At 65.2% G+C, this 26,975-nt stretch carries 21 protein-coding genes and 2 tRNA genes; 12 read left to right on the forward strand and 11 right to left on the reverse strand.

From position 1 onward, the window contains the following. Positions 1–23: 23 nt before the first annotated feature. Together RAH40_RS09305 and RAH40_RS09310 are read right to left on the reverse strand one after the other, a co-directional pair. Positions 24–3,008 (reverse strand): TonB-dependent receptor, encoded by a 2,985-nt coding sequence (locus RAH40_RS09305; protein WP_306601828.1) that lies wholly within the window; start codon positions 3,006–3,008, stop codon positions 24–26. Positions 3,009–3,221: 213 nt separating this feature from the next. Then, positions 3,222–3,932 (reverse strand): response regulator transcription factor, encoded by a 711-nt coding sequence (locus RAH40_RS09310; protein WP_306601829.1) that lies wholly within the window; start codon positions 3,930–3,932, stop codon positions 3,222–3,224. A gap of 382 nt (positions 3,933–4,314) precedes the next feature. Between RAH40_RS09310 and RAH40_RS09315 the strand changes: the two genes are divergently transcribed. Genes RAH40_RS09315 through trxA form a run of 5 tightly spaced genes read left to right on the forward strand, consistent with a single transcriptional unit; the run spans position 4,315 to position 10,367 of the window. After that, the gene (locus tag RAH40_RS09315; protein ID WP_306601830.1) at positions 4,315–5,829 is read left to right on the forward strand and encodes a pitrilysin family protein; all 1,515 of its coding nucleotides are present in this window, start codon (positions 4,315–4,317) and stop codon (positions 5,827–5,829) included. Beyond that, complete coding sequence (locus RAH40_RS09320) at positions 5,829–7,304, forward strand: pitrilysin family protein (protein WP_306601831.1); 1,476 nt, start codon at positions 5,829–5,831, stop codon at positions 7,302–7,304. The genes RAH40_RS09315 and RAH40_RS09320 overlap by 1 nt, the downstream gene beginning before the upstream one ends. A gap of 13 nt (positions 7,305–7,317) precedes the next feature. Beyond that, a complete protein-coding gene (locus RAH40_RS09325; protein WP_306601832.1) occupies positions 7,318–9,060 on the forward strand; it encodes a cytochrome c biogenesis protein CcdA in 1,743 nt (580 codons plus the stop codon). Between the two features lie 4 nt (positions 9,061–9,064). Further along, complete coding sequence (gene trxB / locus RAH40_RS09330; protein ID WP_373432573.1) at positions 9,065–10,060, forward strand: thioredoxin-disulfide reductase; 996 nt, start codon at positions 9,065–9,067, stop codon at positions 10,058–10,060. Further along, positions 10,053–10,367 (forward strand): thioredoxin, encoded by a 315-nt coding sequence (trxA, locus tag RAH40_RS09335; RefSeq protein ID WP_306601834.1) that lies wholly within the window; start codon positions 10,053–10,055, stop codon positions 10,365–10,367. Before trxB ends, trxA begins: the two co-directional genes overlap by 8 nt. Before the next feature lie 45 nt (positions 10,368–10,412). Here the strand turns inward: trxA and RAH40_RS09340 are convergent, their stop codons facing one another. Both RAH40_RS09340 and RAH40_RS09345 read right to left on the reverse strand, forming a co-directional pair. Continuing rightward, positions 10,413–10,859, reverse strand: a complete 447-nt coding sequence (locus RAH40_RS09340; RefSeq protein ID WP_306601835.1) for a carboxymuconolactone decarboxylase family protein — start codon at positions 10,857–10,859, stop codon at positions 10,413–10,415. A 277-nt stretch (positions 10,860–11,136) separates the two neighbouring features. After that, on the reverse strand, positions 11,137–11,550 hold the full coding sequence (locus RAH40_RS09345; RefSeq protein ID WP_306601836.1) for a response regulator: 414 nt from the start codon (positions 11,548–11,550) through the stop codon (positions 11,137–11,139). 335 nt (positions 11,551–11,885) lie between these two features. On the opposite strand from RAH40_RS09345, the gene RAH40_RS09350 reads away from it, so the two are divergent. The 4 genes from RAH40_RS09350 to RAH40_RS09365 all read left to right on the forward strand — a co-directional run bounded on the left by RAH40_RS09350 (position 11,886) and on the right by RAH40_RS09365 (position 15,672). Continuing rightward, a complete protein-coding gene (locus tag RAH40_RS09350; protein WP_306601837.1) occupies positions 11,886–12,551 on the forward strand; it encodes an isochorismatase family cysteine hydrolase in 666 nt (221 codons plus the stop codon). Between the two features lie 556 nt (positions 12,552–13,107). Continuing rightward, a complete protein-coding gene (locus tag RAH40_RS09355; RefSeq protein ID WP_306601839.1) occupies positions 13,108–14,148 on the forward strand; it encodes a type IV toxin-antitoxin system AbiEi family antitoxin in 1,041 nt (346 codons plus the stop codon). Positions 14,149–14,508: 360 nt separating this feature from the next. Continuing rightward, positions 14,509–15,012 (forward strand): hypothetical protein, encoded by a 504-nt coding sequence (locus RAH40_RS09360; protein WP_306601840.1) that lies wholly within the window; start codon positions 14,509–14,511, stop codon positions 15,010–15,012. A 243-nt stretch (positions 15,013–15,255) separates the two neighbouring features. Further along, positions 15,256–15,672 (forward strand): DUF1398 domain-containing protein, encoded by a 417-nt coding sequence (locus tag RAH40_RS09365; protein WP_306601841.1) that lies wholly within the window; start codon positions 15,256–15,258, stop codon positions 15,670–15,672. A gap of 566 nt (positions 15,673–16,238) precedes the next feature. Here RAH40_RS09365 and RAH40_RS09370 read toward each other — a convergent pair. From RAH40_RS09370 to RAH40_RS09395, 6 genes are all read right to left on the reverse strand, one after another. Continuing rightward, entirely contained in the window at positions 16,239–16,709 is a 471-nt protein-coding gene (locus tag RAH40_RS09370) for a hypothetical protein (protein ID WP_306601842.1), read from the reverse strand. Between the two features lie 184 nt (positions 16,710–16,893). Further along, a tRNA-Glu gene (locus RAH40_RS09375) sits at positions 16,894–16,968 on the reverse strand. Between the two features lie 51 nt (positions 16,969–17,019). Then, positions 17,020–17,096, reverse strand: a tRNA-Lys gene (locus RAH40_RS09380). A 116-nt stretch (positions 17,097–17,212) separates the two neighbouring features. Beyond that, positions 17,213–19,279 carry a S46 family peptidase gene (locus RAH40_RS09385; RefSeq protein ID WP_306601843.1) on the reverse strand — a complete coding sequence of 689 codons (2,067 nt, stop codon included), beginning with the start codon at positions 19,277–19,279 and terminating at the stop codon, positions 17,213–17,215. Between the two features lie 13 nt (positions 19,280–19,292). After that, positions 19,293–21,311: a S46 family peptidase gene (locus RAH40_RS09390; RefSeq protein ID WP_306601844.1), complete on the reverse strand. Its 2,019-nt coding sequence runs from the start codon at positions 21,309–21,311 to the stop codon at positions 19,293–19,295. A gap of 71 nt (positions 21,312–21,382) precedes the next feature. Then, entirely contained in the window at positions 21,383–22,816 is a 1,434-nt protein-coding gene (locus RAH40_RS09395; protein WP_306601845.1) for a HAMP domain-containing sensor histidine kinase, read from the reverse strand. Between the two features lie 97 nt (positions 22,817–22,913). On the opposite strand from RAH40_RS09395, the gene RAH40_RS09400 reads away from it, so the two are divergent. The 3 genes from RAH40_RS09400 to RAH40_RS09410 are packed head-to-tail and all read left to right on the forward strand — an operon-like array spanning position 22,914 to position 25,492. Continuing rightward, positions 22,914–24,125 carry a cell wall metabolism sensor histidine kinase WalK gene (locus tag RAH40_RS09400; RefSeq protein ID WP_306601846.1) on the forward strand — a complete coding sequence of 404 codons (1,212 nt, stop codon included), beginning with the start codon at positions 22,914–22,916 and terminating at the stop codon, positions 24,123–24,125. Between the two features lie 9 nt (positions 24,126–24,134). Continuing rightward, positions 24,135–24,740 (forward strand): RNA polymerase sigma factor, encoded by a 606-nt coding sequence (locus RAH40_RS09405; protein WP_306601847.1) that lies wholly within the window; start codon positions 24,135–24,137, stop codon positions 24,738–24,740. Further along, a complete protein-coding gene (locus RAH40_RS09410) occupies positions 24,737–25,492 on the forward strand; it encodes a cupin domain-containing protein (RefSeq protein WP_306601848.1) in 756 nt (251 codons plus the stop codon). The genes RAH40_RS09405 and RAH40_RS09410 overlap by 4 nt, the downstream gene beginning before the upstream one ends. Positions 25,493–25,600: 108 nt before the next feature. Here the strand turns inward: RAH40_RS09410 and ltrA are convergent, their stop codons facing one another. Next, complete coding sequence (ltrA, locus tag RAH40_RS09415; RefSeq protein ID WP_306597942.1) at positions 25,601–26,920, reverse strand: group II intron reverse transcriptase/maturase; 1,320 nt, start codon at positions 26,918–26,920, stop codon at positions 25,601–25,603. Between the last annotated feature and the right edge of the window lie 55 nt (positions 26,921–26,975).

Below are 26,975 nucleotides of genomic sequence, written 5' to 3' on the forward strand. Positions count from 1 at the left end.
CAGGCCGTGGGACGAATGGATGGCTAGAAGCGGAACCCGACGCGCACCTGGATCTTGCGGGGGGCGGTGTAGTCGCCGGTTTGGCCATCCGCAAGGATGGAGGGGTTGTTGGTGGGGTTCGGCGCGTTGTAGGGCACGGGTCTGAGGTTCGGATTGGTGTACCAATCCGGGTAGACGGTGGCAATGGTCGGATCGTAGGGCTTGAAGACCTGGGTGCCGTCCGTGAGCGCCGTGCTGTAGTTCACGAACATGGGCTGCATGTGGTTGAAGACGTTCAGCACGTCCAGGGCGGTGAAGAAGGTGATCTTCTTGTAGAGCTCGATTTCGTAGCCCACGTGCAGGTCAAACCCGAACTGTTCCGGCCACCAGGTGGGGGAGTCCGCGTAGTACCGGGTGACGCTGGAGGGGTATCCGTAGCTCTGTACGGCGGCGGAGGTGGGGCCGTTAAAGGTCCGGTAGCCCCGGAAACTCCTTCCCCAGTAGTTGCCCAGCATGGACACTTCCAGCTTGCCGGCCTTGCCGAAGGAGTGGGTGTAGGTGGCGTCCAGGTGCATCGTGAGCGGGGTGGAGGAGGAGGACCACTGGCCGGGCTGGGGACCGAAGGGGTCCACCAGATCGTTGGGGATGAAGTTGCCGAACTGGTTGCGGGAACTGTTCCCCACACCCTGGCCCGCGTTGGCCCGGGTGTAGGACCAGCTGAAGTTGCCGCCGACATTGAACTCAGGCGTGATCTGGCGCTTGTACTGGACTTCCAGGCCCTCGTAGCGGGCTTCCATGCCCGAGTCCGTGAAGTACTGTTGCGGAGCCGCGGCGGCGGCGGTGCCGGGTGCGCCCAGGTACTTCAGGCCCACGTAGTTGTCCTGGATCTTATGAATGAAGGTGGCCGACAGGGACTGGCGGGGATCGGTGTAGCGGTAGGACAGGGTCGCCTCCCGGGACCGGGGCGGCTTGATGTTGGGGTCGGCTGTCACCTTGCGGCTGGCGAGGGGGTTGGCGGTGGCCTGGTAGGGGTTGCCTTCCCCGAGCTCCGTGGCGGACTTGCCCCATACGGACCAGTTCACGGAGCCGTTGGCGTTCAGGGCGTCGCCGCCGTTGCCGGCGCCGTAGTACTTGTACTGGCGGACGGGGACCGTATTGGAGACGCTGGTGGCCGAGAAGGTGCTGACGTTGTACTGGCCCGCGTATTCCGCCAGGCTCAGGGTGAAGACGTGGCGCGTATTGCCCTGGAGGTCATAGGAGGCCGAAAGCCGGGGCGTCACGGACGTGGCGGTGAAACGGTCCCCTTCGGGATCGAGGTCAACCTGGTTCCGGTCGTAGCGCACACCGACATTGATGGTCCAGTGGTTGTCCAGGGTCCACACGTCGTTGGCGAACAGGCCGATGATCCGCGTGTCGGCCCCACCCTGGAGGGGATCGAACATCACCAGTTTGGTTCGGTTGGAGTCGTTGACCTCGAGGTTGCGGTAGACCCGGTCCATGGAGGGCGGCGCGGCCACCTCCCAGCCGTAGAACCGGATGATGGCGTGGGAAGGGGACATGGCGGCGTAGCCACCATCGGAGCCGGCATAGCTCCCCATGGAATCGATGCGGCTGTGGTAGTACTGCAGGCCGCCTTCCACGGAGTGGCCGGCATTGCTCCAGGCAAGGTTGACGCCCAGGGTGCGGATCTTCTCCTGGTTCAGGTTTCCGGCGTTGACGCCGTTGTCGTAGAGGTCGTTGTTGCCCGCGCCCTTGGTGTCCATCCAGGTCACGACGCCGGCGCCGCCCTGGGAGCCGGTTCCGGGGCCACCGTCCTTCTTGAGCGTCTCGCTGACGATGACGTCCAGCAGGAGGTTGCTGGCCAGGGTGCTGGTCCAGCTCAGCGATTTGTAGGATTTCTCCGAGCGCAGGGGGCCGTTGCCGGCCGCAATGGTGGAGATGCCCCGGCCGCTGGAGGAGCCTGAACGGGTGGAGAGGTAGCGGCTCCAGGATCCCGACACCCGGTTATCGGCGTTCACCTGCCAGTCCAGGCGGATGTCCTTGAGTTCGTCGCCACTGGTGGTGGTGAAGGTGTAGGGCGCGAACAGGCCGCTGCCCACGGAACCGGTCTGCACGGTGGTGACGCTCGGCGTGGTGGTCTTGTAGCCCACCGCGAAGAACAGGGTGTCCTTGATGATGGGACCCAGGAAGGTGTAGGACTGCACATCCGTGACATGCCTGGGCACTCTCTTGCTGGTGGTGTAGGCCGACTGGCGTGGCAGCGCATTCCAGGAATCGCTCGTGAAATCGTGGCGCACGGACCCTTCAAAGGTGTTGCTGCCACTCTTGGTGACGGTATTCACCACCCCGCCCACGAAGCGGCCGTACTTCGCGGATACGCCTGCGGAGAGGACGTTGAACTGCTCGATGAGATCGGGGTTCAGGGGAAGCAGCTGGATGCCGCCGCTGGCGGACCGCGACTCGACGCCGTTGATGGTGTAGTTGTTGCCGCCGTCCTCGGCTCCGTGGAAATTGTATCCCCCGGATGGCGTTCCGGGGAGGGTCTTGAGTGCAGCGTTGTATGGGTTGGAGCCGATGTTGGGCAGGTTGGCGATGGCTGCCGAATCGAAGTTCCGGCCGGTCACGGCCACGTTGGGGTCCACCCCGACCTCCGGCGCCTGGATGGCGACCACCTCCACGAAGGCCTCCGCCACCAGCGCCAGGGGCACGTTGACGGTCACGTTCTGGTTGGAGACGATGTTGACCTGGGTGCGGAAAGAGGTCATGCCCTTGGCGGTGACATGGATCTTCACCGTTCCGGGCATCAGCTGGGGCGCCATGAAGCGGCCGTCGGCGGCGGTGCGGAACTCCCGCACGCCGCGCCCGGTGTCCACCTGCACCAGGGCGCCCGCCATGGGTTTTCCGCCCGGACCGGTGACCTGGCCCGTGAGGTTGCCCACGGCGGCGCTCTGGCTGAACAGCAGGGTGGACGAGGCGACGATGAGGGCGCAGAGCCTTCCTGGCCCCGACGAATGTCCGGGTCTGATCATGGGATTCCTCCTGGGGATCGAGTTGGGTTGGTTTTCCCTTGGTTGGTTACCATGGTCAGGGCTCGATATACCTCCAGCAAGAAGAAATCAAGAGAAAAGAATGCTCCATAACAAGGTTATCCAAATGCGCGCTAAGATATCTAATTATTAGCCTTGCGCTATTAAACCAGGCCTCTCGTCACAAAGAAGTCGTTTCCTCGTGACGAACGGACTTCACCATTTCACCGGCAGTGTCCAGCGGTAGCCCTCCCGTTCCAGCGTCTGGATTGCCGGGTTCTCGTCCGAGTCCCCCAGCTTCTTCCGCAGGGCGTTGATGTGCTTGTCCACCGTGCGCAACGTGGGATGGGCGTCGGCCTCCCAGGCCAGGTTCACCAGGTCCTGGCGCCCGTGGACCCGCCCGGGGTGGGCCAGCAGCACCTCCAGCAGCCGGAATTCCCGCAGGCTCAGCAGCGTGTCCGTGCGGCCCCGGTGCACGCACAGGTGCAGGTAGTCGATCTTGTAGGGCCCGCTGCGGGCGATGCGCCGCCCCTCGTCCTCCGGCGCGGCCCGGCGCAGGATGGCCCGGATGCGGGCCGTGAGTTCCAGCATGGCGAAGGGCTTGGCCAGGTAGTCGTCGGCGCCGTAGGAAAGCCCCTGGATCCGGTCCTCGCTTCCGGAGCGGGCGGTGAGGATGAGCACGGGCACCTTGTCCTGGCGCCGGCGCAGGGTGCGCAGCACCTCGAAGCCGTCCATGCCCGGCAGGGACAGGTCCAGGACGATGAGGTCCGCCGCCTCCCGGATGTGGGCGGCGAGACCGCCCTCGCCGTCGGCCTCCAGCGCCGTATTGAAGCCCTCGGACTCCAGGTTGGTCTTCAGCAGCGTCCCAAGGGCCTCCTCGTCCTCGATGATGAGGACGCGGCGCGGTCGCTGGGGATTGGGGCGCATGGAACCGATTCAACCACAAGATTGGCCCCGCGCGATGTCAAGGACCGAAATTCCCCGCAGGACCGTCCGGACTACCTGCAAATTTCGAAACTGGACCGTCACCAGGCCGGGCTGATCCCCGATACTGGAAAACCGGTACCGCTTCCCTGTCAGGAACCTGATGCGAAGCGTCGCGCAAAGTCTCTAGCTAAAGGAACTAATGGCTCCCTACCTCCAGTCTTAAATCGCGTCGAATTTTTCACTGAACGATACATTGTCATCTTGCGAGGCACCGAAAAAGATGAAGCATGGGGAAATCCCCAAAATTACGCTCCCTCCTTTCCTCGATCCGCTGAGGTCTCCCACCACGTCACCGCTCCCGTAGCCATTCCCAGGAGGATTCATGTTCCGCACCCCAGGCCGGGTTGCCGCGGCCGCTTTATGCACCCTGGCGCCCCTTTCGGCCCAGGACATCCCCGTAACCGAGCGCACCCTCCCCAACGGAATGCGGGTCCTCATGGTCGAGCGCCACGACGAGCCCACCATCTCCTGCGGCTGGGTGGCCCGGGTGGGCAGCGCCGACGAGCGCCCCGGCATCACGGGCATCGCGCACCTTTTCGAGCACATGATGTTCAAGGGCACCAAGGTCATCGGCACCCGGGACGCGAAGCGCGACGCCGAGCTGAACGCCCTGCAGGACCGGACCGTGGGCGAGATCCGCAAGGAGCTCGACACCCTCCGGGAGAAGGCGCGACGTGGGGAGATCGCCGACATCAACGATCCCGGGGCGCGCAGCCCCCGCCATCAGCAGCTCCTGGCCGAGCTTGACAAGCTGGTGCAGGAGCAGCGCGGCCTCATCGTCAAGGACGAGCTGGACAAGGTCTACAAGCAGGCCGGGGCCACCGGGCTCAACGCCAACACGACCTCGGACCGCACCTTCTACCACATCGACGTGCCCGCCAACAAGCTGGAGCTCTGGGCCTGGCTGGAGGCGGACCGCCTGAAGAACGCGGTCTTCCGCGAGTTCTACAGCGAGCGGGACGTGGTGCTCGAGGAGCGGCGCCTCCGGGTGGAGGCCACGCCCACGGGGAAGGTGCAGGAGACCTTCAACGCCCTGATCTGGCAGGCCCACCCCTACAGCTGGCCCGTCATCGGCTGGCCCAGCGACATCACCACCGTCACCCGGGACCAGGCGGACAACTTCTTCTCCACCTACTACGCTCCCAACAACATCACCGCGATCATCGTGGGCGACTTCAAGACCGAGGAGGCCTTCGCCACCCTCCAGACGTACTTCGGCGGCATCCCCTCCCGGACCACCCTGGCCCCCAGGGTCACGACCCTCGAGCCGCCCCAGGGCGCCGAGCAGCGCCTGGTGGCCACGGCCAACGCCATGCCCATGGTCCAGGTCACCCACAAGACCGTCCCTTCCGTCCACAAGGACGCGGCGGCCCTGGATGTGCTCAGCTCCATCCTCAACGGCCAGTCGGGGCGCCTCAACCTGGAGCTCGTGGTCCGCAAGCGGGTGGCCGTCAACGCCGGCGCCGGCAACCGCGGCATGAAGTTCGGCGGCATCTTCTATCTCGGGGGCGTTCCCGCCCCCGGGCACACGCCCGAGGAGGTGGAAGGCCTCCTCCTTCAGGAGGTGGAGCGCATCCAGAAGGAGGGCGTCACCGGCCAGGAGCTGCAGAAGGTGAAGAACCAGGTGCAGGCTTCCACCTACGCCCGCATGGAGAACAACGCGGACCTCCGGGACCAGCTGGCCGAGGCCGAAGGGGCCGGCAGCTACAGGGACTTCCTGGAAGAGCCCGCGCGCCTGAACGCGGTGACCCGCGAGGACGTCCAGCGCGTGGCAAAGGCCTACTTCGGCCCCGAGTCCCGCAACACGATGGTGATCCGCCGCAAGGAGGCAAAGTGATGGCCCGCGCAACGATCCTGGCCCTGCTGGTGTCAGGTGCCCTTCTGGCCCAGGCCCCGCCCCCGAGGCCGGAGCAGCTCACGTTCAAGCCCCTGGCCTTCGAGGTTCCCCGCGCGGCGGATTTCAAGGCGAAGCTCAAGAACGGGATCCCCGTCTATGTGGCCGCGGACCCCGCCGGCGTGCCCTTCGTGCGGCTTCGGGTGTTCATCCGGGGCGGCTCCTTCCTGGAACCCAGGGGCAAGGAGGGCCTCGCCTCCCTCACCGGCATGCAGATGCGCGCCGGCGGCACCGCGATGACCCCCGCGGCGGCCCTGGACGAGCGGCTGGAGTTCCTGGCCGGGGACATCGATTCCAACATCGGGGATACCTCCGGCGCCGTGGCCATGGAGTTCATGGAGAAGGACCTGAAGGAGGGCCTGGACCTGTTCATGCAGGTGCTGACCCGCCCCGCCTTCGCCCAGGACCGCCTGGACCAGGCCAAGGAGAACCTCCTGCAGGGCCTCCAGGCCCGCAACGACAAGACCGACGGGATCGCCAAGGTCGAACTGCCGCGCCTGCTCAACGGCGAGGACCACTTCAGTTCCGCCCAGATGACCGGGGCCAGCCTCAAGGCGATCACCCGCGAGGACCTGGCGGCCTTCCACGCGCGGCTCCTGCACCCGGAGAACCTGGTGGTCTCGGTGTCGGGCAGGTTCAAGAAGGAGGCCATGCTGGACCTCCTGAACCGCACCCTGGGCGCCCTGAAGCCCGGCGCCGCCGCACAGGTCAGCCCAAGGGTTCCCGCCCCGTCCTTCCGGCGAAGGCCGGGCATCTACGTGGTGGACAAGGACGTGCCCCAGAGCCTAGTGCGCTTCGCCCTGCCGGGGCTCCGCCGCACGGATCCCGACTGGCACGCGGCCCAGGTGATGAACCAGATCCTGGGCGGAAGCGGCTTCACCTCCCGGCTCATGAAGAAGATCCGCAGCGACGAGGGCCTCACCTACGGCATCGGCACGGGCTTCAGCGACGGCGCCCACTGGAAGGGGAACTGGTCCGGCTCGGTGCAGACCAAGAACCGGTCGGTAGCCTACGTCCTGCGCCTGGCCCTGGCGGAGCTGGAGCGGATCAAGGCCCAGCCCGTCCCGCCCGAGGAACTGGCCGTCATCAAGGACAGCATCGTGCAGGCCTTCCCCTCCCAGTGGGGCAAGAAGGCCAACGTCGTGAACCTGTTCGCGCAGGAGCAGCTCACGGGCTGGCCCGAAAACGGGTGGGCCGGCTACCGGGAGAAGATCCAGGCCGTCACCGCCGAGGACGTGCAGCGCGCCGCGAGGAAGTACCTGGACCCCGCCCAGCTGGTGATCCTCGTGGTGGGCAAGGCCGGCGAGGCCGAAGCCGGCGACGGGAAGGACCACCCCGGCGCCCTGAAGGACGTCGCGCCCTTGCCCCTGACGCGCCTGCCCCTGCGCGACCCCCTCACGCTCAAGCCCCTTTCCTGACTCAGAGGCCCCCATGCCCTTTCCCCGCATCCTGAAGTTCCTTGCCCTGGCCGCGGCACTGGCCCTTTCGGCATCCGCTTTTGACAGCGACCCGGAAGTCCAGGTGTCCTTCCAGAAGGGAGCGGTGGTCATCACCACCCCCAAGGGCGCCCACATCAAGAAGTCCTTCACCGAGGTCATGCTGGCCTCGAAGCCCGGCGCCATCAAGGCGGGCCCCCTGCCCAAGGCCGACGCCCGGGACGAACTCAACGAGGACGTCTACCACGGCACCATCCTCATCCCCGTCACCGGCAACGGCCTCAAGGGCGAGGTGGCCCTGGACGTGCAGTACCAGGCCTGCACGGAAGGCGCGGGCGGCAACTGCTTCCCGCCCACGACCCGGACGATCAAGGTCCAGGCCTCGGAGATCCCGGCGGGAAAGGCGGCGGAGCCCGCCAAGACCGCCGGCCCCGAGAAGGCCGCGGCCACCGCCACGGCCCCCGCGGCTCCCCAGGATCCGCCCGCCGCCGCCGCGGCTCCTCTTCCCGAGGCCGCGCCGGCGCCCCAGGCACCCGCCCCCCGGCGGGGCTTCCTGCTGGCCCTGGTGGTGGTCTTCCTGGCGGGCATGGGCGCCAGCCTCACCCCCTGCGTCTACCCCATGATCCCCATCACCATGGCCATCATCGGCGCCAAGGGCGGCGGCAAGCTCAAGGGCTTCTCCCTCTCCCTGGTCCTCGTGCTGGGCATGGCCGTGACCTACACGGTGCTGGGCGTCGTGGCCGCCCGCAGCGGCGCCACCTTCGGGGCCTTCGCCCAGAAGCCGGCCTTCCTGATCCCCGTGTCGGTGCTCTTCGCCGTCTTCTCCCTGTCCCTTTTCGGGGCCTTCGAGATCGCGCTGCCCCAGGGCCTGCAGAGCCGGCTCCAGGGCAACGGGCCCCGCAAGGGCTACCTGGGCGCCTTCCTCATGGGTCTGGTGCTGGGACCCCTGGCGGCCCCGTGCGTGGGGCCCATCATCGGCACCGTGCTGGTGGGCATCGCCCAGCAGGGCGACGCCGTGCGCGGCGGCATCCAGCTGTTCACCTTCGCCCTGGGCATGGGCGTGCTGTTCCTGGTGGTGGGCACGTTCTCGGCCGGGCTGCCCCGCAGCGGCGACTGGCTCACGCGCTTCAAGTACGTCATGGGCCTCGTGGTGCTGGGCTTCGCGGCCTGGAACGTGAGGCTGGTGGTGCCCGAGTGGGCCAACTACGGCATGTGGTTCGTCACCGCCCTGGCCGGCGCGGCCGTCTTCGGCGCCTTCGAGGCCGCCGAGGGCCTCACGGGCCAGCTTCGCAAGGGCTTCGCCGTGGCGATGGTGGCGCTGGCCGTCCTCCTCGGGCTGCGCGCCGTGGAGACGGGCCTGGAGGTCAAGCTCCTGCCCGCCGGCGGCGCGGTTTCCACGGAGAAGGCCCCGGACCCGTGGGGCTCCGACTATGAGAAGGCCGTGGCCCGGGCCAAGGCCGAAAAGAAGCTGGTGCTCCTGGACACCTACGCCGTGTGGTGCGCCCAGTGCAAGGAACTGGACGAGAAGACCTGGCCCGATCCGCAGATCGCCGCCTGGATCAAGGACCATGCCGTGCCCGTGAAGATCGATGCCGACAAGGACCGCCCCGATCTGGCAAGAACTCTCGAGATCCGGAGCTTCCCCACCGTCGTCCTGCTGAACGGCGAAGGCCGCGAAGTCCGCCGCAGCCTGGGCTACCAGAAACCCGCCGAAATGCTCGCCTGGCTCAAACAGTAGAGGGATTCCCATGACCCACCGCAGGATCATCATCATCGGCACCGGGCCCGCGGGCTACACCGCTGCCATCTACGCCTCCCGCGCCAACCTGCAGCCCCTGGTGCTGGAGGGCGTCCAGCCCGGAGGCCAGCTCACCATCACCACCGAAGTGGAGAACTTCCCCGGCTTCCGCAACGGCATCCAGGGCCCCGAGCTCATGGAGGAGCTGCGGGCCCAGGCCCAGCGCCTGGGCACCGAGATCGCCTCGGAGACCGTCCTGTCCGTCGAGCTCGGCCAGCGCCCTTTCAGGCTGGTGACGGAATCCGGCGCCTACACCTGCGACGCCCTGGTCATCGCCACGGGCGCCTCCGCCAAGTGGCTGGGCATCGGCAAGGACGAGGACCTGGGCCGCAAGGGCGGAGGGGTTTCCGCCTGCGCCACCTGCGACGGCTTCTTCTACCGCGGCAAGGACGTGGCCGTGGTGGGCGGGGGCGACACCGCCCTGGAGGAGGCGCTCTACCTCACCAACTTCGCCAGCCGTGTGCACCTGGTCCACCGCCGGGAAGGCTTCAGGGCCTCCAAGGCCATGCAGGACCGCGCCCTGGCCCACCCGAAGATCACCGTCCACTGGAACCAGGTGGTCGCCGACCTGCGCACGCGCCGGTTTGAAGCCTCCCCCGGCAACGAGGTGGAGAAGCTCGGGAGCCTCCTGCTCCGTGACATCCGCGACGGGCGCGAGTCCTCCCTGGCCGTGGACGGCCTTTTCGTGGCCATCGGCCACCGCCCCAACACCGCCTTCCTCCAGGGCCAGCTCCCCGTGGACGCCAACGGCTACCTCCTGGTGGAAAAGGGCTCGAGCCGCACCGTCATTCCGGGCGTGTTCGCCTGCGGGGACGTGCAGGACAGCGTCTACCGGCAGGCGATCACCGCCGCGGGCTCGGGCTGCATGGCGGCCATCGACGCGGAGCGCTGGCTCGCGGAGACCTCCACCTCAATCCCCAAGGAGACCACCCATGTCTGACCTCGCCTCCCTCACGGACGCCGGCTTCCAGGCCGCCATCGCCCAGGGCGTCACCCTGGTGGACTTCTGGGCCCCCTGGTGCGGCCCCTGCAAGGCCCTCTCCCCCGTGCTGGAGAAGGTCGCCGCCGACCTGGAAGGCCGGGCGAGGATCGTGAAGATGGACATCGACGCCAACCCCGATACCGCCGCCTCCCTGGGCATCATGAGCATCCCGGCGCTGGTGCTCTTCAAGGACGGCAAGCGCATCGACCAGCGCGGATCCCAGTCCGCGGCCCAGATCAGGGCGCTGATCGAATCGGCGCTCTGAGCCCGCTCCGGCGGACCGCCGAAGGCGCCGCGAATTGCCGGGACCTCAGGCGCCCAGCTGGGGCGGCGTCCGGGAACAGATCATCAGCCGGTTCCAGGCGTTGATCTCGGCAACGGCGAACGCGAGGTCCGCGATCTCCCGGGTCGAGAAATGGGCGCAGGCCTCCGCGTAGACCGCGTCGGGCACGTCGCCGCCCGTCAGGAGCGTGAGGCTTTCAGTCCAGGCCAGGGCGGCCCGCTCCCGGGCACTGAAGACCGGGGCTTCGCGCCAGGCCACCAGCAGGTTCAACTGGTCGTCGCTGACGCCGTGCTTGCGGGCCAGGGGAACGTGCATTCCCAGGCAGAACGCGCAGCCGTTGATCTGGGAGGCCCGGACCTTGACCAGTTCCAGGAGGCCCAGGTCCAGGCCGCTCTTCTGCACGTAGCTGTGCACGCCGAGCATGGCGGCATACCCCGCCGGGGCGGCCTGGGTGATATCGAAACGCTGATGCATGCTGACTCCAGAGAAATTCATTAACTGCTACTTCACATGTCTTAGTTTATGTCTCCATTCCGCCCTGTCAACACCTCCGTCGGCAAAGGCCGAGGGCCGGATGGTCCAAGGGCCCTGCTCCAGGTCAATCGCCCGACGCGGTTCCGCGCACCTGCCGATCAAGACAGGGTCAAGGGGAGCCCCCAGGATGCTGAGCGCCTCCAGCAGGCAGAAGATCGAGGCAAAGCCCCCATCCCCGGAGGCCCGGTTTGGTTCGTCCGCCTGCCACCCACCGCCCCTAAGGGGTAACCATTTCGGACCCACTCCCGATCACATTCCGGATCGTTTCAAAAAGCGAATCGACCGTGTAGGGCTTTGGCAGAAAGGCATTGGGTTTTGCGGCCTCCGGGCACTTGTCCGTGTACCCGCTGCTAAGGATGATCTTGACCGAAGGATCAACCTCGCGCATTTTCTCTGCGGCTTCTATGCCACCCAGGCGAGGCATGGTGACGTCCATCAGCACCACGGCAATATCGGCATGGCGGGCAGAAAACGCCTCCAAAGCATCAATGCCGTCTTCCGCCAACACAACCTCGAACCCAACGGCTGTAAGGGCCATCAGCGCCATTCTCCGCATCATTTCCTCATCATCGACGACCAGGACGAGGACCTTACGGCCTTGGGAATTGGCAGACGTCGGGTAATTATCCATAGCCCCCCCCCTTATCGAGAGGGTGATAGGCAATGGGCGGTTTCACAGTCCCAACCTACACAGGATAGGCTTCCCTGCATATTTTTCAATGTCGACTTTTCAAGTATGAATTAAGGATAGGAGGCCTGTCCTCCGGCCCTTGGCAGCAACGAATAGGGCGCCCCCGCACGGGTGTGCCCCCCCGGTTCAGCATCAGCAATGGGGGAGATTTTGGGGATGGAAAGCAAAAGGATGAAACCAACCCTACGGGCCGGCACACCTTGCAGTTATCCCAACCCATTTCTGGCTCAAGCATACGAACCAATGCCATGCCCTGTCCCCACAAGGAGCACCCAATGCAACGCTGGAAAAAGGCTGTCTTATGGACCACCGGCAGCATCTTCGGAGCCCTTGCCGCAGGGGTGGCTCTCATCTTGAGTGTGGCCCCGGCGACCGGTCCTTCCAAAGGTCCGAAAATCCCTGAATACGCAACCCCGCGGACGGCCTTGTTGGTGGTGGACCTTCAGGAGGACTACACCGGACCCCAGGCCAAGCAACCCTACCGTGACGCGGACAGGATCGTATCCTTCGCCAATGGGCTCCTGGCATCGGCCCAAGCCAAGGGGATCCTGGTCGTCCACATCAAAAATGAAATCGCCAATCCCATTCTCAAGCTCCTCGTGGGGGGCATCAATGCGCCTGGCGAGCCGGGAACGGAGATGGACCGGCGCCTCCTCCAAGTCCCGGGAGCCAAAACCTTCACGAAACGGAATTCGGATGCATTTTCCAATCCTGAATTCGACGCCTTCCTCCGGGCCAACCAGGTGAATCAGGTCCTCATCACCGGCCTGGACGGCGCGATGTGCGTGGACGCCACGGCCAGAGGGGCCTTGGGGCGGGGCTATGCCGTGACAATGTTCACCGGGGGTATTGCAATCCATGGCCGAGTTCCCATGGAGGCGCTTGCCCGAGGCTGGCGGGAGGCGGGGGCCGTCATCAAATGGGCTCCGGGGTCATTTTAGAAAGAGCCTTGTTGAAGAGTGTCTTTCCGGCAAGCGGGCAGGACCGCTTGGGTTGACAACCTGGCAGGGGTGTGAGGTTTCAAGGTCGCTCGATCGCCTTGAACTGGAGCTCCTCCTCCTTGAGTGAGTTCCACAAGCACCCATCCACATCGCCAAGGTTCTTCGGCCCGAGAATCCTCGAGGGGCTTTAGAACGGGTTGCGGGTCCAGAATCCATGCCGGATCTATGCCGGAACAGGTCCTGCCGGCTATATGCCACGGCGTTTATATACAAAAGTACACTTGATTTATCAAAGGTATTTACGGGCATGGCCAACGGGATTCGAACCCGTGTTATCGCCGTGAAAGGGCTTGTCTACCAACGGCATCGCACAAGTTAAATGATAATGACATTTAGTAATTGAATGTTCAATTCGAGACTGTATCTTCCCAAGGCTTGTCCATGAATCATGGACAAACCCAATTTTTGGACATATCCTGTTTCGCGAACCGGGCTTGTCCAAAAATCAATCGTGTCCATGAATCATGGACAAACCCGTCACCCTTGCAGGCCTCCCATGCCCAATCTCATATCGATTCCTCCTGAACCGCTCCTCCAGGCAGCCGAATCAGCGCTCCCCAAAGGGCTGGGGCTGGGCTGGGAGGTCGTCCCCGGAACGGTCGGTCTTGGCGAATCCGGGGATCGGTTGGCCATCAGGTGGGAGGATCGGGAAAAAATCTACCAACTGGTGGTCCGGCGCATTCATCGTGCGGAGGATTTAGGGCGGATCAAAGCCAGCCGCCCCCCCGCCGAAGACTTCCTCCTGCTCACGCCCTACCTTACCGAGAACCTTGCGAGGAAATGCGTTGAACTGGGCATCCCATTCCTGGATGGAGCTGGGAACGCATACCTGACCGCGCCTGGGCTGCGCATCCTGCAGGTCGGCGAGCACCCGAAACCGGACCTTCTGACGGCATGCGTTCCGCGTTCCTTCCGGCCCTACAACAGCAAAGGCCTCCAGGTGCTGTTCACCTTGCTGAGTGCCCCCGCGTTGACCAACGCGACTTACCGGGATCTGGCCAAAGCGTCGGGTGTGGCCCGGGGCACGGTCGGCATGGTCCTGAATGATCTGCTGGAAGCCGGATTGCTGGCCGATTTGCCAGGGGGGAGGGTGATCATCCACTTCCAGCGCTTGCTGGAGGCCTGGGTGGCGAATTATCCCCAGAAACTCCGGCCTCGCCTTGGGCCCATGAAATTCCGGATGGCCATCCCCCAGGATTGGAGATCGGTGGACTTCGCAAGCATCGACGCTTTCGTGAGCGGTGAAGCGGGAGGGGATCTTCTGACCGCCAATCTCCAGCCGATGGGAGCCCGGATCTACACCCGGCAACCGTTCGGAAAGATCGCCGCTGCCCTTCGCCTGCGCCCGGACCCAAGGGGAACGATCGAACTCCTGGAACGCTTCTGGGATTTCCCGAATCCCAAAGCTATCCCGCCAGGGGTGGCCCCTCCACTGCTGGTCTATACCGATCTCATTGCCAGCGGAGAGCCGCGGAACCTCGACATTGCCAGGATCATCCATGAAACATATCTCAATCCCCCAGGAACGGGCTCTTGACCAGCCCCTGACCCGAATCCTGGAAGGTTTGGATCAGGCATGCCGAATCGTCGGAATTCCCTATCTCCTGACAGGAGCCATGGCCCGGGAGATTCTCCTGGTCCATGCCTATGGGCTCGCTCCGGGACGGGCGACTCGCGATGTGGATTTCGGCATGCAGGTGGCGAACTGGGCGACGTTCGAAACCCTGAAGACAACCTTGTTTGCGGCGAATGATTTTCAGCCCGACCTGAAAATCCCGCACCGGATCTACTCCGTCGCCGAACGAATGGGCATTCGGATGCCCGTGGACCTGGTCCCATTCGGGGCGTCGAGGCCCCAAAGGGGTCCCTCTCTTGGCCCCCTGACGGAGAATTCGTCATGGACGTGCGGGGCTTCGGAGTGGCTCTCATCCATGGCATCCAGATTGAAATCAAACCGGGCCTGGAAATTCTCCTGCCGAACCCTGCGTGCATGACGGTCATGAAGACCTTGGCCTGGAAGGACAGAGGAATGGCCACCCGGGGCCGGGATGCGCTCGATTTGGTTGAGCTGCTCCTCCGCGCTGAGGATATTTTCGGACTGGAAGTTCTTTACGACGACCACCTGGGGATTGTGGAAGCCAAAGGCGGGGACCTTCAACTCGCGGCCGCGCAGGTCCTGGGTGCCGAAGCAAGAATGGCGGTGGGAGCCGTCATGGCCCAGGAAGTTGCATCCATTTTGGTCAAAGGCATGGCTGAAAACCTCGTAACGCAGCTACTTGAAGGGAGCGGGGGAATGCCTACCACGGAGCGGAATGAATCCATCACGAACATCTTGGAATCATTTCTGAACGGCCTTCAAGGACCCACCCCCCCCCCTTTGAGAAGGTTGGGTCAGGAATGAAAATCGACCGGAAAAATCGCCAGGGGTTCATCCCGACGATAGGGATTGGGAAACAACTGGAGGGAGTTTCCCCGCACCTCGTCGCAAACACGGCATCGGATCACACTGAGAGGGTGTCTGGATCCGGACGAAAGGGCCACCCTAAGCAGCCTTCTGAAAAAGCTGACGGATTTCCATCAGCTTCGCGGCGTGCCCGTGGAACAACCGCCCTGCCCCCACAAGACCTTTGAACGGAGGAATGCCATGAGCAAGGCAATCGAAAACCTGCAGGCGGCCCTGCAGCGGGCGGCCGCCGGCAGGCCCAGGGTCGGAGGCTTCCCCTACTTGGCTGAGACCCTTCGCCGGGCCGGCGTTGTCCGGAATCTGTGGTTTCTGCCCGCCTGCCAAAGCACCTTCCTCACCAAGGATGGTCCGGTGGTGATTCAGGGAACACCCCTGCTGCAAGGTCCCGCAGACATCCTCCCCTTCGACCAGGAGGCCCTCATCACCACGTTGCGCACCGATCAGGAGGGGCTGAGCACCTTCCCCGAATTCCTGGAGGCCTCCTGGCGGGCGGGGGTTGTCCGCTACGATGTTGACTTTGCAGCGCGTACGGTCGCCTACTACGGCTGCAATGGTGAGGAATACCTCGAAGCCTACCCTGCTGTAGATGTGGAGTGAGCGCCTGACGGCTCAATGCGAGATCAGTCGATGGGGCCTCGCAATATTCCTCCCACACCAGATCCTGTCGGAGCGAAGCCTTACCCATTTTGGAGCATTTTGTGGAGCAAGTCTCATCCAGAGAACGAGTAGCGCCGCTTAAAGGCAAGAACACCCTTGATTTCTCAAGGGTGCTTACTGGCAGGGCCAACGGGATTCGAACCTGTGTAATCGCCGTGAAAGCGTGGGTGAAGGCGGGGTTCTATGTTCAAATTTACAATTGGCCGAGGGCAAAATCATCGATTGGCCGACCGGTTTAGTTACAATCTGCCGAACAATGGCATTACAATCTGCCGACATGAACGCATCCCACCTCCGCCCCCGATTCGCCGCTCCCCGCCTGCTTGAAGCCATGCAAGACTCGAGTTCATTTCGACCCCTTCATCGTTTCGCGCGCCTACTCCTTAGGCACCACCGGACGAAAGTCTTCATTTGGGCCGCTCCCCTTCGCCTCCAATCCCAGGGTTCGAAATCTCCGGAACCCTAGGCGGGCCCTTTCAGTAATGATTAGGTGTGACCAGAATAAATCAACAGATCAACTTATTCACAATAAGATATTTACGTCCTTCATGATTCAAATCCCAATCGACCCGACCATCCGTGAAACAGGTTCTCGATACGAGGTGAAGGTCGGTCAATTCGTCCAAGCGATATCTAGCCACTTGGTGGTTCCCAGGCACCTGCCCAAGGTACCCATCCTCCCAGGTGATAGTGCCTTCGGCCACCAACAGTAGAAGGTCCTCTAGTTCACTTTCAAGCCGCTCAGGCTTACTCCTTTGGAGTTTGCCTTCGAGTTCTTCGATCTGATCTTTCAACCGATAGTTTTCAAGTTCGAAATCTCGGGCGATCAACCGGAACCGCTCAAGTTCAACCTGGAGGTCCTCCACCCTCTTGTCCTGGGCGGTCATTCGTTCTTTGAGCAGCTCGATCCTTTCCTTGGATACAGCTGCCGATCCATGTTCGATAACAAGCTTTTCTAGGAAATCCGGCAATCCCATCGCTTCACCTCTTAATGGATTGGCAAAGCATACCTAGGACCAAGCCAAAAATCCCGGCCCGTCCCCGGAGATCCGCTGTCATCTCGGAGCATGTTTTTACCGCCGTTTTACCTTGGGCACGCCATAGAAAGAAGTGAATGCCTTTTTAATACAAGAACACCCTTGATTTCTCAAGGGTGTTTGCTGGTAGGGCCAACGGGATTCGAACCCGTGTTATCGCCGTGAAAGGGCGACGTCCTAACCCCTAGACGATGGCCCCCTGGGTTGGACTTGCTGTGTATCTACTGGTTTTCAAGAACTTCCAGGAGAGTGGTGAGCCCAGCCGGACTCGAACCGGCGACAATCTCCTTAAAAGGGAGGTGCTCTAACCAGCTGAGCTATGGGCCCATGCCGCTGCCGGCGAAAGACTAGTTTGCCTTTGAAACGGCGGAAGGTCAAGGGATGGTTCCCGGGGGCGAGGACCCCGGGAACCTTGTTCCGGGGGCCCGCGCCGGACCGGGCTGCTACTTGCCGAGGATCTCGCTGACGATGGGCTTGTCGGCGTAGACCTTGTCCAGGGCCTCGATGATGGCGCGGGCGTCCACGGCGATGCCGCGGTTGACCTTGCCGTCGTAGAAGAAGTGGCCGGGGAGGCTCTCGATGTTGCCGTCGAAGATCAGGCCGATGAGGTCGCCCTTGCGGTCGATGACGGGGCTGCCGGAGTTGCCGCCGATGATGTCCACGGCGTGGGAGAAGACGAAGGGGGTGTCGGGGTTCACCTTGGAGCGGTTCTCGATCCAGCGCCTGGGCAGGGACCAGGCGCCGTTCTCGGCTTCGGGGCCCCAGGCCGCGGCGCGGTCGTAGAGGCCGCCCAGGGTGGTGAAGGGCTGGATGTGGGTGCCGTTGGCGGGGTAGGAGGCCACGGGGCCGTAGGTCATGCGCAGGGTGAACGTGGCGTCGGGGTAGACGCTCTTGCCGTAGGCCTTGAAGCGGGCCTTGGCGATGCGGCCGCCGTGCTCGGCCAGGACGGAGGTGACCTGGTCCTCCATCTTCTTGCGGAACTCGCGGTTGGGGCCGTCGATCTTCCGGGCCAGGACGATCATGGGGTCCTGGCTGGCGTCGATGGCCTTCTTCCCGCCTTCCATGAGGGTCTTGCGCACGGCGGGGTCGCCCAGCTTCGAGCCTTCGACGGCGGCCTTGGCGAACTCGGCGGGGGTGCGCCCGGCGAGGATGGACGCCACCAGCGGGGTGCCGGCGGATTCCGTGAGGCCGAAGGTGAACATGGCGGTCTCGAGGGCGGGGTAGTAGGGGCGGTTCACCTGCAGGCGCTTCCTGACGCCCTCCAGGCGGGTGTCGCGGTATTCCTCGAGGCGCTGGTCGGAAGGCTTGGCGGACTCGTCGGCCAGGCGCACCAGGGTGAGGGCGTGGCCCAGGAGGCTGCTCTCGTAGGCGGCGCCGGAGCGGGAATTGAGGGCCTGGCTCTCCTGGAACAGGGCCTTCTGGACCTGCAGGGCCTTCTCGATGGCGGCCCAGCTCCCGGCGGCGTCGGAGGCGGGGTCGGCGGCCACCTTGGCCTTGAGGACCTCCTCGGCCTTGGCGATGCGGGCCATGGCCTCCTGGTTCTTCAGGCCGGAGAGGTAGCCGGTCATGGCCTTGAGGCCGTTCTCGATGCCGAAGATGGTGGAGGACACCTGGCGCCGGTTCTCGGGGGAAAGCCTGGCGTAGTCCAGGAGGGCCTGGCGCTGCCGTTCGTAGGTCTTGATGCGGTTGGGCAGGGAGAACTCGCCGGCGAAGGCCATCTGGGCGGAGGTGCCCAGGCGCTCGGTGCTGCCGGGGTGGCCGATGACGAAGGTGAGGTCGCCGTTCTTCACGCCGGTCTTCGTCCAGTTCAGGTGGTGGGCGGGGTGGTAGGGCTTGCCGTCCTCGTAGACGCGGAAGAGGGTGAAGTCCAGGTTGTGGCGGGGGTAGGTGAAGTTGTCGGAGTCGCCGCCGAAGAAGGCGATCTGCTGCTCGGGGGCCATCACCAGGCGGATGTCGGTGTGCTTCTTGTACTGGTACATCCAGTACTCGCCGCCGGCGTAGAGGGTCACGGCCTCGGCGGTGAGGCCGGTGCGGTCCTGGATCTCCTTGGTGATCCTGCCGAGCTCGTCCTTGCGGGCCTTGAGGGCCTCCTTGTCGCCGGTGCCGGGCTTCACGGCCTTGTTGACGCGGTCGGTGACGTTTTCCATGGCCATGAGGGTGTAGAGCTCCAGGCCGGGGACCTTCAGCTCGTCGGCGCGGGTGGCGGCGATGAAGCCGTCGCGGATGTAGTCGTGCTCCTTGCTGGAGAGCTGCTGCACGGAGCCGCGGCCCACGTGGTGGTTGGTGAGGACGAGGCCGTCGGGGCTGATGAAGGAGCCGCTGCCGCCGGGGAAGCGCAGGGAGGACAGGCGCACGTGGTCCAGCCAGGCCTGGTCGGGGGTGAAGTTGTAGTCGGCCTTGAGTTTCTGCACCGGCAGGTTGTCGAAGGTCCACATCCCCTCGTCGGCGCGGAGGCTGGGGGCGGAGGCCAGGATGGCCGCCAGGGGCAGGAGGAGGAAGCGCGTCTTCATGGGGACTCCAGGGTTACTTGGACTTGATTTCGGTGACCAGATGGCGCGCGCCGTAGACCTTGTCGAGGGCAGCGAGGATCGCCGAGGCATCCACGGAGATGCAGCGGTTCACCTTCGGGTCGAAGAAATACCGGCCGGCGTTGGATTCGATGTTGCCGTCGAAGGCCAGGCCGATCACCTCGCCCAGGCGGTCCACCACGGGAGAGCCGGAGTTGCCGCCGATGATGTCGTTGGTGCTGATGAAATCGAAGTGGGTGGACATGTCCAGCCGGCCCCGGGCCTCCTTCCAGCGCGCCGGCAGCTCCCAGGAATGGTTCTCGGCCTCGGGACCCCAGGCGTCGGCGCGGTCGTAGAGGCCGCCGAAGGTGGTGAAGGGCTGAACGAGGGTGCCGTTGGCGGGATAGGTCTCCACCGCGCCATAGGAGAGGCGCAGGGTGAAGGTGGCGTCGGGATAGACGGACCGGCCGCGCACCTGGAAGCGGGCCCGGGCGATCCGGGCGCCCTGTTCGGCGATGACGGCCCCCGTCTCCTCCTGCATCTGGCGGAGGGACTGGAGGAAGGGATGGAGCCGGCGTCCCAGGACCACCAGGGGGTCGGTGGAGTCCTTCACGCCGGCCTCGGCGGCCTTGGCGCGGGCGGCGGGGTCACGCAGCAGGGCGGAGGCGGAAAGGGCCTGGGCCGCGGCCTCGGGAGTGCGGCCGTCCAGGAGCGCCTTCACGAAGGGATGGTCGGGACCCAGCTCCTCCAGGGCGCCCTTGGCGCCCACGAGGAAGTACTCCCGCTCCAGGTCCGGGTTCTCGATCCTGTGCCTGCGCAGGGAGGCCCTGCGGTCCGCGAGCTCCTTGTCGGTGCGGTACCCCGCGCCCCTCCGGGATGCGGGCAGGGCCGCCTCCTCCTCCAGGCGGAGCAGGCTGTGGACGTAGCCCGGCAACCTGCCGCCGGCCACGACCTCCTCCCGGGCCATGGCGCTGCGCCGGGCCATGGCCTGGGCCACCAGGTCCCAGGCCGGGCCCGTGGAGGCCTGCAGGGCCGGATCCTTCGCCACGGCCTCCCGAAGCTCCTTCTCGGCCCTGGCCACGGCGGCCATGGCGTCCTTGTCCTTCAGGCCCACGGTCTCGTTGACGAAGACCTTGTAGGAGTTCTCCAGGCCCATGAGGGTGCCAGAGACGATGCGCGCGTTCTCGGGGCCCTTGGCCGCGAAGGCGTGGAGCGCCTTGCGGGTGCGGTCCAGGGCGCGGATGCGGGCGGGGTTCAGGGCGTCCCGGTAGGCCTCCATCTGGGCCAGGGTCTCCAGGCGGGAGGTGCGGCCGGGGTGGCCCACCACCAGGGTCAGGTCGCCGTACTTCGGTCCCGAGGCCGCGAAGGCCAGGTGGTGGGGCGGCACGTAGGGCTTTCCGTCCTCGTAGACGCGGAAGAGGCTGAAGTCCAGGTCGTGGCGGGGGAAGGAGAAGTTGTCCCAGTCCATGCCGAAGGCGGCGATGCCGTACTCGGGGGCCATGACCAGGCGCACGTCCTTGTGCACCTTGTAGGAATAGATCCAGGACTCGCCGCCCTGGTAGAGGGACACGGGCTCGCAGCGCAGGCCGGTGCGGGCCTCGGCCTCCTTCGCGAGGCGGGCCAGGGCCTCCCGGGGGCTTCCGGCGGCCTGGGCGACGGCGGCGGAGACGTTCTCCATGGCCATGAGCGTGGCCAGCTCCAGGCCGGGGACCTTGATCTCGTCCTTGCGGTCCGCGGCCACGAAGCCGTTCTTGACGTAGTCGTGGGCGGCGTCGGAGACGCGCTCGATCCAGCCGTGGCCCACGTGGTGGTTGGTGAGCACCAGGCCGTCCCGGCTGATGAAGCTGCCGGTGCCGCCGGGGAAGCGCACCGTGGCCAGGCGCACGTGGTCGAGCCAGGCCGCGTCCGGGGTGAAACCGTACTTCGCCTTCATCTGGGCCAGGGGCAGGTTGTCAAAGGTCCACATCCCCTCGTCCGCGCGGAGGCCGGTGAGGGCGGCTAGGGTAAGGGCGATGCCAAGGGCGCTGCGGTTCATGCCGGGCTCCGAAGATGCATCAGTTTACGAGGCCTCGAATCTCCATACAAGGAGGGATTCCAGAGGCCGGTTCAGGCGATGGGCAGGGTGAGCGTCATGGCCGTCCCCTTGCCCTCTCCCTCGCTCGCCAGGGCGATGGTGCCGTTCATCATTTCCATGAGGTGCTTGCAGATGACCAGCCCCAGGCCCGTGCCGCCGTACTCCCTGGAGTGGCCGCCGTCGGCCTGGACGAATTTCTGGAACAGGCGGGTCTGGGCCTCCTTGGACACCCCGATGCCGGTGTCGGTCACGAGCACGGCGATTTCGCCGAAGCCCCGCTCCACCGACACGGTCACGGCGCCCTCCTTGGTGAACTTCAGGGCGTTGGAAAGGAGGTTGATGAGCACCTGCTTCAGGCGCCCCGAGTCCGCCATGATCTCGGGCATCCGGTCCACGTCCTCGGGCCAGACCAGGTCCACCTCCGGCTTGCGCGGGTAGGCCTGGACGATGGTCCTGACCTCGTCCAGCAGCCCCGCGAGGGCGCAGGACTCGATGCGGATCTGCATCCGGCCGCTCTCGATCTTGGCCAGGTCCAGGATGTCGTTCAGGAGGTCCAGGAGGTGCTTGCCGGAGTTGTAGCTGTCGGCCAGCATCCGGTTCATCTCCTCCTCGTCGTCGTAGAGGCCGTCCATGACCAGGCGGGTGAAGCCCATGATGCCCGTCAGCGGCGTGCGCAGCTCGTGGCTCGTGAGGGCCAGGAACTCGCTGCGGAAGCGGTCCGCCTCCCGCAGGGCGGCGTTGGCCTTCTCCAGCTCACCGGCCTGGCGCCTCAGGGTGTCGCGCTGGTCCCCCAGGTCCCGGAAGAGCCACGCGTTGTAGATGCTGGCGGCCACCTGCCGCTGGAGGATGGTGAGGGAGTTCTGGTCCTCCTCCAGGATCCGGCCCGCGTCCAGCCCGATGATGGCGAAGCCCATGAGGAGAAGCTGGTTCTCGAAGGGGACGTAGTAGAGGGCCGTGTCCTCGGAGGGCTTGAGGGGGTCGAGGTAGCCCTTGTGCACGGACGGGTCCAGCCACTGGTCCTGGAACAGCACCATGGGCGCGCCGGGGAAGGGATTGGGGGCGGGAAGCCGCAGGCGCGCCCCCACGGCGCGGGGCAGGCCGTAGGCGCTGCGGGGCTCGTAGCAGGCCCCGGTGTCCTCCATGATCCACACGATGCAGGTGCGGGCCCCGAACTCCTGGACGAAGACGTCCTGCACGACGCTGGCCACCTGGGCGGCCTTGGGCGTGGCGGCGAGGATCTCGGCCACGTGCTGGAGCACGCCCATCTGGTGCGACCTGCGCGCGAGCCGGGTCTTGAGCTCGGCGACCTCCTGGGTGAGGGAGGACACGAGACGCTGGCCGTGGAGCAGCTCCACCAGCAGTTCGTTGTTCTGGCCCGGGTTCAGGCCGGCGGGGACCGGCCCGGCGGGGGCCGGGCGGTTGGGGGAGGATCCCGGCTTGAACGGGTTGGGAGGGATGGACGTCATTCGTTTTAAGCATGCCCGTCCAGGGGCGCTTTGCAAGATCTCTTGTGGATTTCCCGGAGGTAGCCTCAGACTGTTTTTTCAACATGATAAGCCTTGGATGAAAGCGGCCCACCTCAAACCCCCCGCCACCGAACGCCTCATCTTCTGGAGCGTGGCCTTCATTCTGCTCAGTCAGATGGCCTGGTGGATCAGCCTCCAGATCCGGGAATCCAGGAACCTGCAGAACGCCCGGATCGCCACCATGAGGGCGGGCCGGGCCGAGGCCTGGCAGATGGACAGCGCCGAGATCCTGCGCATCGTGTTCCAGGGGGACCCGGGCACGGCCAAGCCGGGGTCGGTGGAGGCCAAGCTCCCCCAGTTCCCTCCCCTGCCCGTTCGCAAAGCCGCCATCGAGGGCCGCTTCCCCTACGTGGCGGTGGTCCCGGGCCCGGTGGAGCCGGACGATCCCATGCTCCTGGACCAGTCCGCCTACCTCACCCTGCGGGTCGAGATCCTGACGGCCATGGAGCGGGAGCGGACCCTGGCCCTGTGGAGGGCCGGCGGGGAGGCGGCCATCATGGTCCTGGCCGTGCTCCTGGGCCTCAGCTACATCTACCGCAAGCTCAATTCCGAGATGGAGCTCATGCTCCGCCAGCGCAACTTCATCGCCTCGGTCACCCACGAGCTCAAGACGCCCATCGCCAGCCTGAGGGTGTGGATCGAGACCCTCTACACACGGGAGCTGGGACCCGAGCGGCGGGCGCGGATCCAGAAGCTCATGGACGGCGACCTGGTGCGCCTCACGGAACTGGTCGGCAACCTGCTGGAGGTGGCCCGGGCGGACGCGGGCAGCCTCGACCTGAAGTTCGAGTCCACCGAGCTGGCCCCCTGGCTGCGCGAGGTGGCCGAGTCCATGGACCACCGGCTGGGGGCGGGATCGCTCGGCCTGGACCTCCAGCTGGGCATCGGAATCCATGCGGACATGGACCGCAAGGCCATGGGGCAGGTCATCGACAACCTCCTGTCCAATGCCTTCAAATACGCCCCGGAGCCCCGGTCCACCCTCATCACCCTGGACTCCGACGGCGAATACGCCATCATCACCGTCACAGACAGCGGGAACGGGATCAGCCCCCGGGAACTCCCGCGGGTCTTCCAGCGGTTCTACCGGGTGGGCGACGAGATGACCCGCCAGGTGCCCGGAACCGGCCTGGGGCTCTTTCTCTGCTGGGAGATCGTCACCCTCCACCAGGGCCAGATCAAGGCGTCCAGTCCCGGTCCGGGCCTGGGCGCCACCTTCACCGTTCGCATTCCCCTCTCCCCGCGCTAGGTTATCTGGATGAATCCTCCGCTTGAAAGCCAGCTCATCACCGATGCCCAGGAGGGCGACGGGGAAGCCTTCAGCGTCCTGGTGCGCCCCTACCTCGGCCTGTTCTACGCCGGCATCCACCGGATCCTCCAGGACACCCTGGACACCCAGGACGCGCTGCAGGAAGCCCTGATCAGCATCCACACGGAGCTGGGACGGTTCCAGGGGAAGAGCAAGTTCTCCACCTGGGCCTACCGCATCTGCATAAATGAAGCCTTAATGTTACGCAGATCACGGATCCGCCGCCGCGAAGACGCCATCGAAGATTTTTTGCCACGTTTCTCGCCCGACGGGCATCTCATGAATACGGACAGGATGCGGGACTGGAGCCAGGACGCGATCGCCCTGGTGTCCGTGGAGCGGGACCAGCTGCGGGCCAAGATCCGCGAAGGACTCAACCAGCTTTCCGACGACCAGCGCGCTGTCTTCATTCTGAGGGATCTGGAAGGTATGAACACGGACGAAGTGGCCGCCAAGCTCGGCATCAGCAGGGGCTTGGTTCGACAGCGCCTGCACCGGGCCCGCCTGGGCCTGAGGGGATTCCTGGATGCGTTCATGACGGGGAGGCGGGGATGAGCTTGTTCCTGACGTGCGAAGCTACCAGCACCCTGCTCTCGGACTTCGAGGACGGGTCGCTCTCCCTGTGGCAGGCCTTCCTGGTCCGGCTCCACCTTCTCTTCTGTCCCTCCTGCCGGGCCATCCTGGCCACCATGCGCGCCCTGCCCGTCCTCATGGACGACCTGGAACCCGCGGCGCCCGAGGCCGCCGAGGCCGCCCTCGACGGCGCCCTGGCCGCCCTGGGCCGCACCGGGCCCCGGGCCTGGCCCGCCACGCCCGTGCCGGCCGAGGCCCGGGACCTGCTGGAGGCCGGGCCCGACCTGCCGCTGGCCATCCTCGCCCAGGCCCACCAGACCGTGGCCAGCGCCCGGGGGCCCCAGCCCGGTCCCTACCACCTGCCCCAGGGCATCCTGGACCGCCTGCCCCCCGAGGACCAGTGGCACTGGGTGGACGGCGCCCAGGGCCGGCGGCGCGTGGAGCTCCTGAAGGACCCCCAGCGCGGGCTCCGGCTGATCCTGGCCTTCTCCCCCACCGGCGTCCGGGCCAAGGCCCACCGCCACCTGGGCTCGGAGAGCATCCTCGTCCTCGCCGGCAGGATGAACGACAAGGGCCTGGCCCTCACCGCGGGCGACTGGGTGCATCACGCCCGGGGATCGGTGCACGCGCCCGAGATCCGGGACGAGGACTGCTGGTGCCTGATCCGGGAAGAGGGCGGCATCGAGGCCACGGGTCCCCTGGACTGGCTGAAGATGAACCGGGCAGTCAAATAGGCAGAGATAAATCCTTTTTTATCATCTTTTAGTCGGGTAGGCCGGGGAGCTTGCGCTCCCGGCCCCCCTCAGATCCGGACGTGCGGGACTACCGCATCCGGCTCCTCGTCACGGTCGCTGAGGACGTAGTTTCGATGCGTAACTGATGGCTGGGGCCAGTGGGAACCGAGCCAGAAGCTTGTTCATGCGATCCCAGGTCATGCGGGCCCGCTGGGACCTCCGGTTGAGCCATCCACGCCACCTTCGCCCAACTTCATAGCGGAAGTGCGCCAGGGCCCTGGAGTTCCCCGTGATCCCGTAATACCTGAAGTGACCGACCAGTTTCTGGTTGATCGTCCGCCATTGCTCGCGCACCGGGAGGTGGCGGTGTTTGGCCATCCACTCCCCGATCTTCGTGAGCGCCCGACTCATCCGGCTCTTCGCGGTCTTCCGCTTCACCACCCACCGGCCGTTCTTGGCCGTGGCCCAGTAGTGGGTGAATCCCAGGAAGTCGAAGTGGCCTGGTCCCCCATTGGGGTCCCTGGGCTCCCTCGGCTTCCAGAACTCCACCAGCCGGGTCTTATCCGGGTGGATCGTCAGGCCATACCGCTCGAACCGCTTGGGCAGGACTTCCATAACCCGCTTGGCATCCTCCTCCTGGGCAAAGCCCATCACGAAGTCGTCCGCGTAGCGCACCAGGAAGGCCCGACCCCGGAGTCGGGGCTTGACCTCCCTTTCAAACCACACGTCCAGCACCTCGTGGAGGTAGATGTTGGCGAGCATCGGACTGACCACCCCGCCCTGGGGCGAGCCGGTTTCCGGGTGCGTGATGCATCCTTTCTCCAGCACGCCCGCGTTGAGCCATTTGCCGATCAGGCGCCTCAGAACGCCGTCCTTCATCCGCAGGTCAAGGATTTCCCGCAGCTTCCCGTGGTCCAAAGTATCGAAATACTTACGGATATCCACGTCAAGCACCCAGCCTCCCCCCATGTCCATCAACCCCTGCCAAATCGCCTCCAGCGCCATGTGCGCGGAGCGCCCGGGCCTGAACCCGTAGGAGCAGTCCAGGAAGTCCTGCTCATAGAGCGGTTCCATCACCATCACCACGGCCCTTTGCAGGACCTTGTCTTCGAAGGCGGGAATGCCCAGGGGGCGTTGGCTGCCATCCCCTTTCGGGATGTAGGTTCTCCGGACTGGAGGGGCCTTGTAGGTGTCGCCGTTCTTAGCCCGGTTCAGGAGGCTCTGGAGGTTGGACTCCAGGTTTTCCCCGTATTCCTTGCCCGTCACGCCGTCCACCCCGGTCGCCCCATCCTTGCGGGTGCGCCCGAAGGCTTCCTTCATCCAGTCCAGGTCCATGTGGTAGGCCAAGGAGGTGAAAGCCACCTCCGGGTGGATCCTGGCCAGTTCTGCGATCCGTTGTTGTTTCGTGGAGACGCTGTTGGATGTCATTGCACCCATTATCTTTCCCTTCAACGGTTCCGTGATCCGGCAGCTCCTTGGCTCC

The organism is Geothrix sp. 21YS21S-2 (assembly GCF_030846775.1).
Classification (GTDB): domain Bacteria; phylum Acidobacteriota; class Holophagae; order Holophagales; family Holophagaceae; genus Mesoterricola.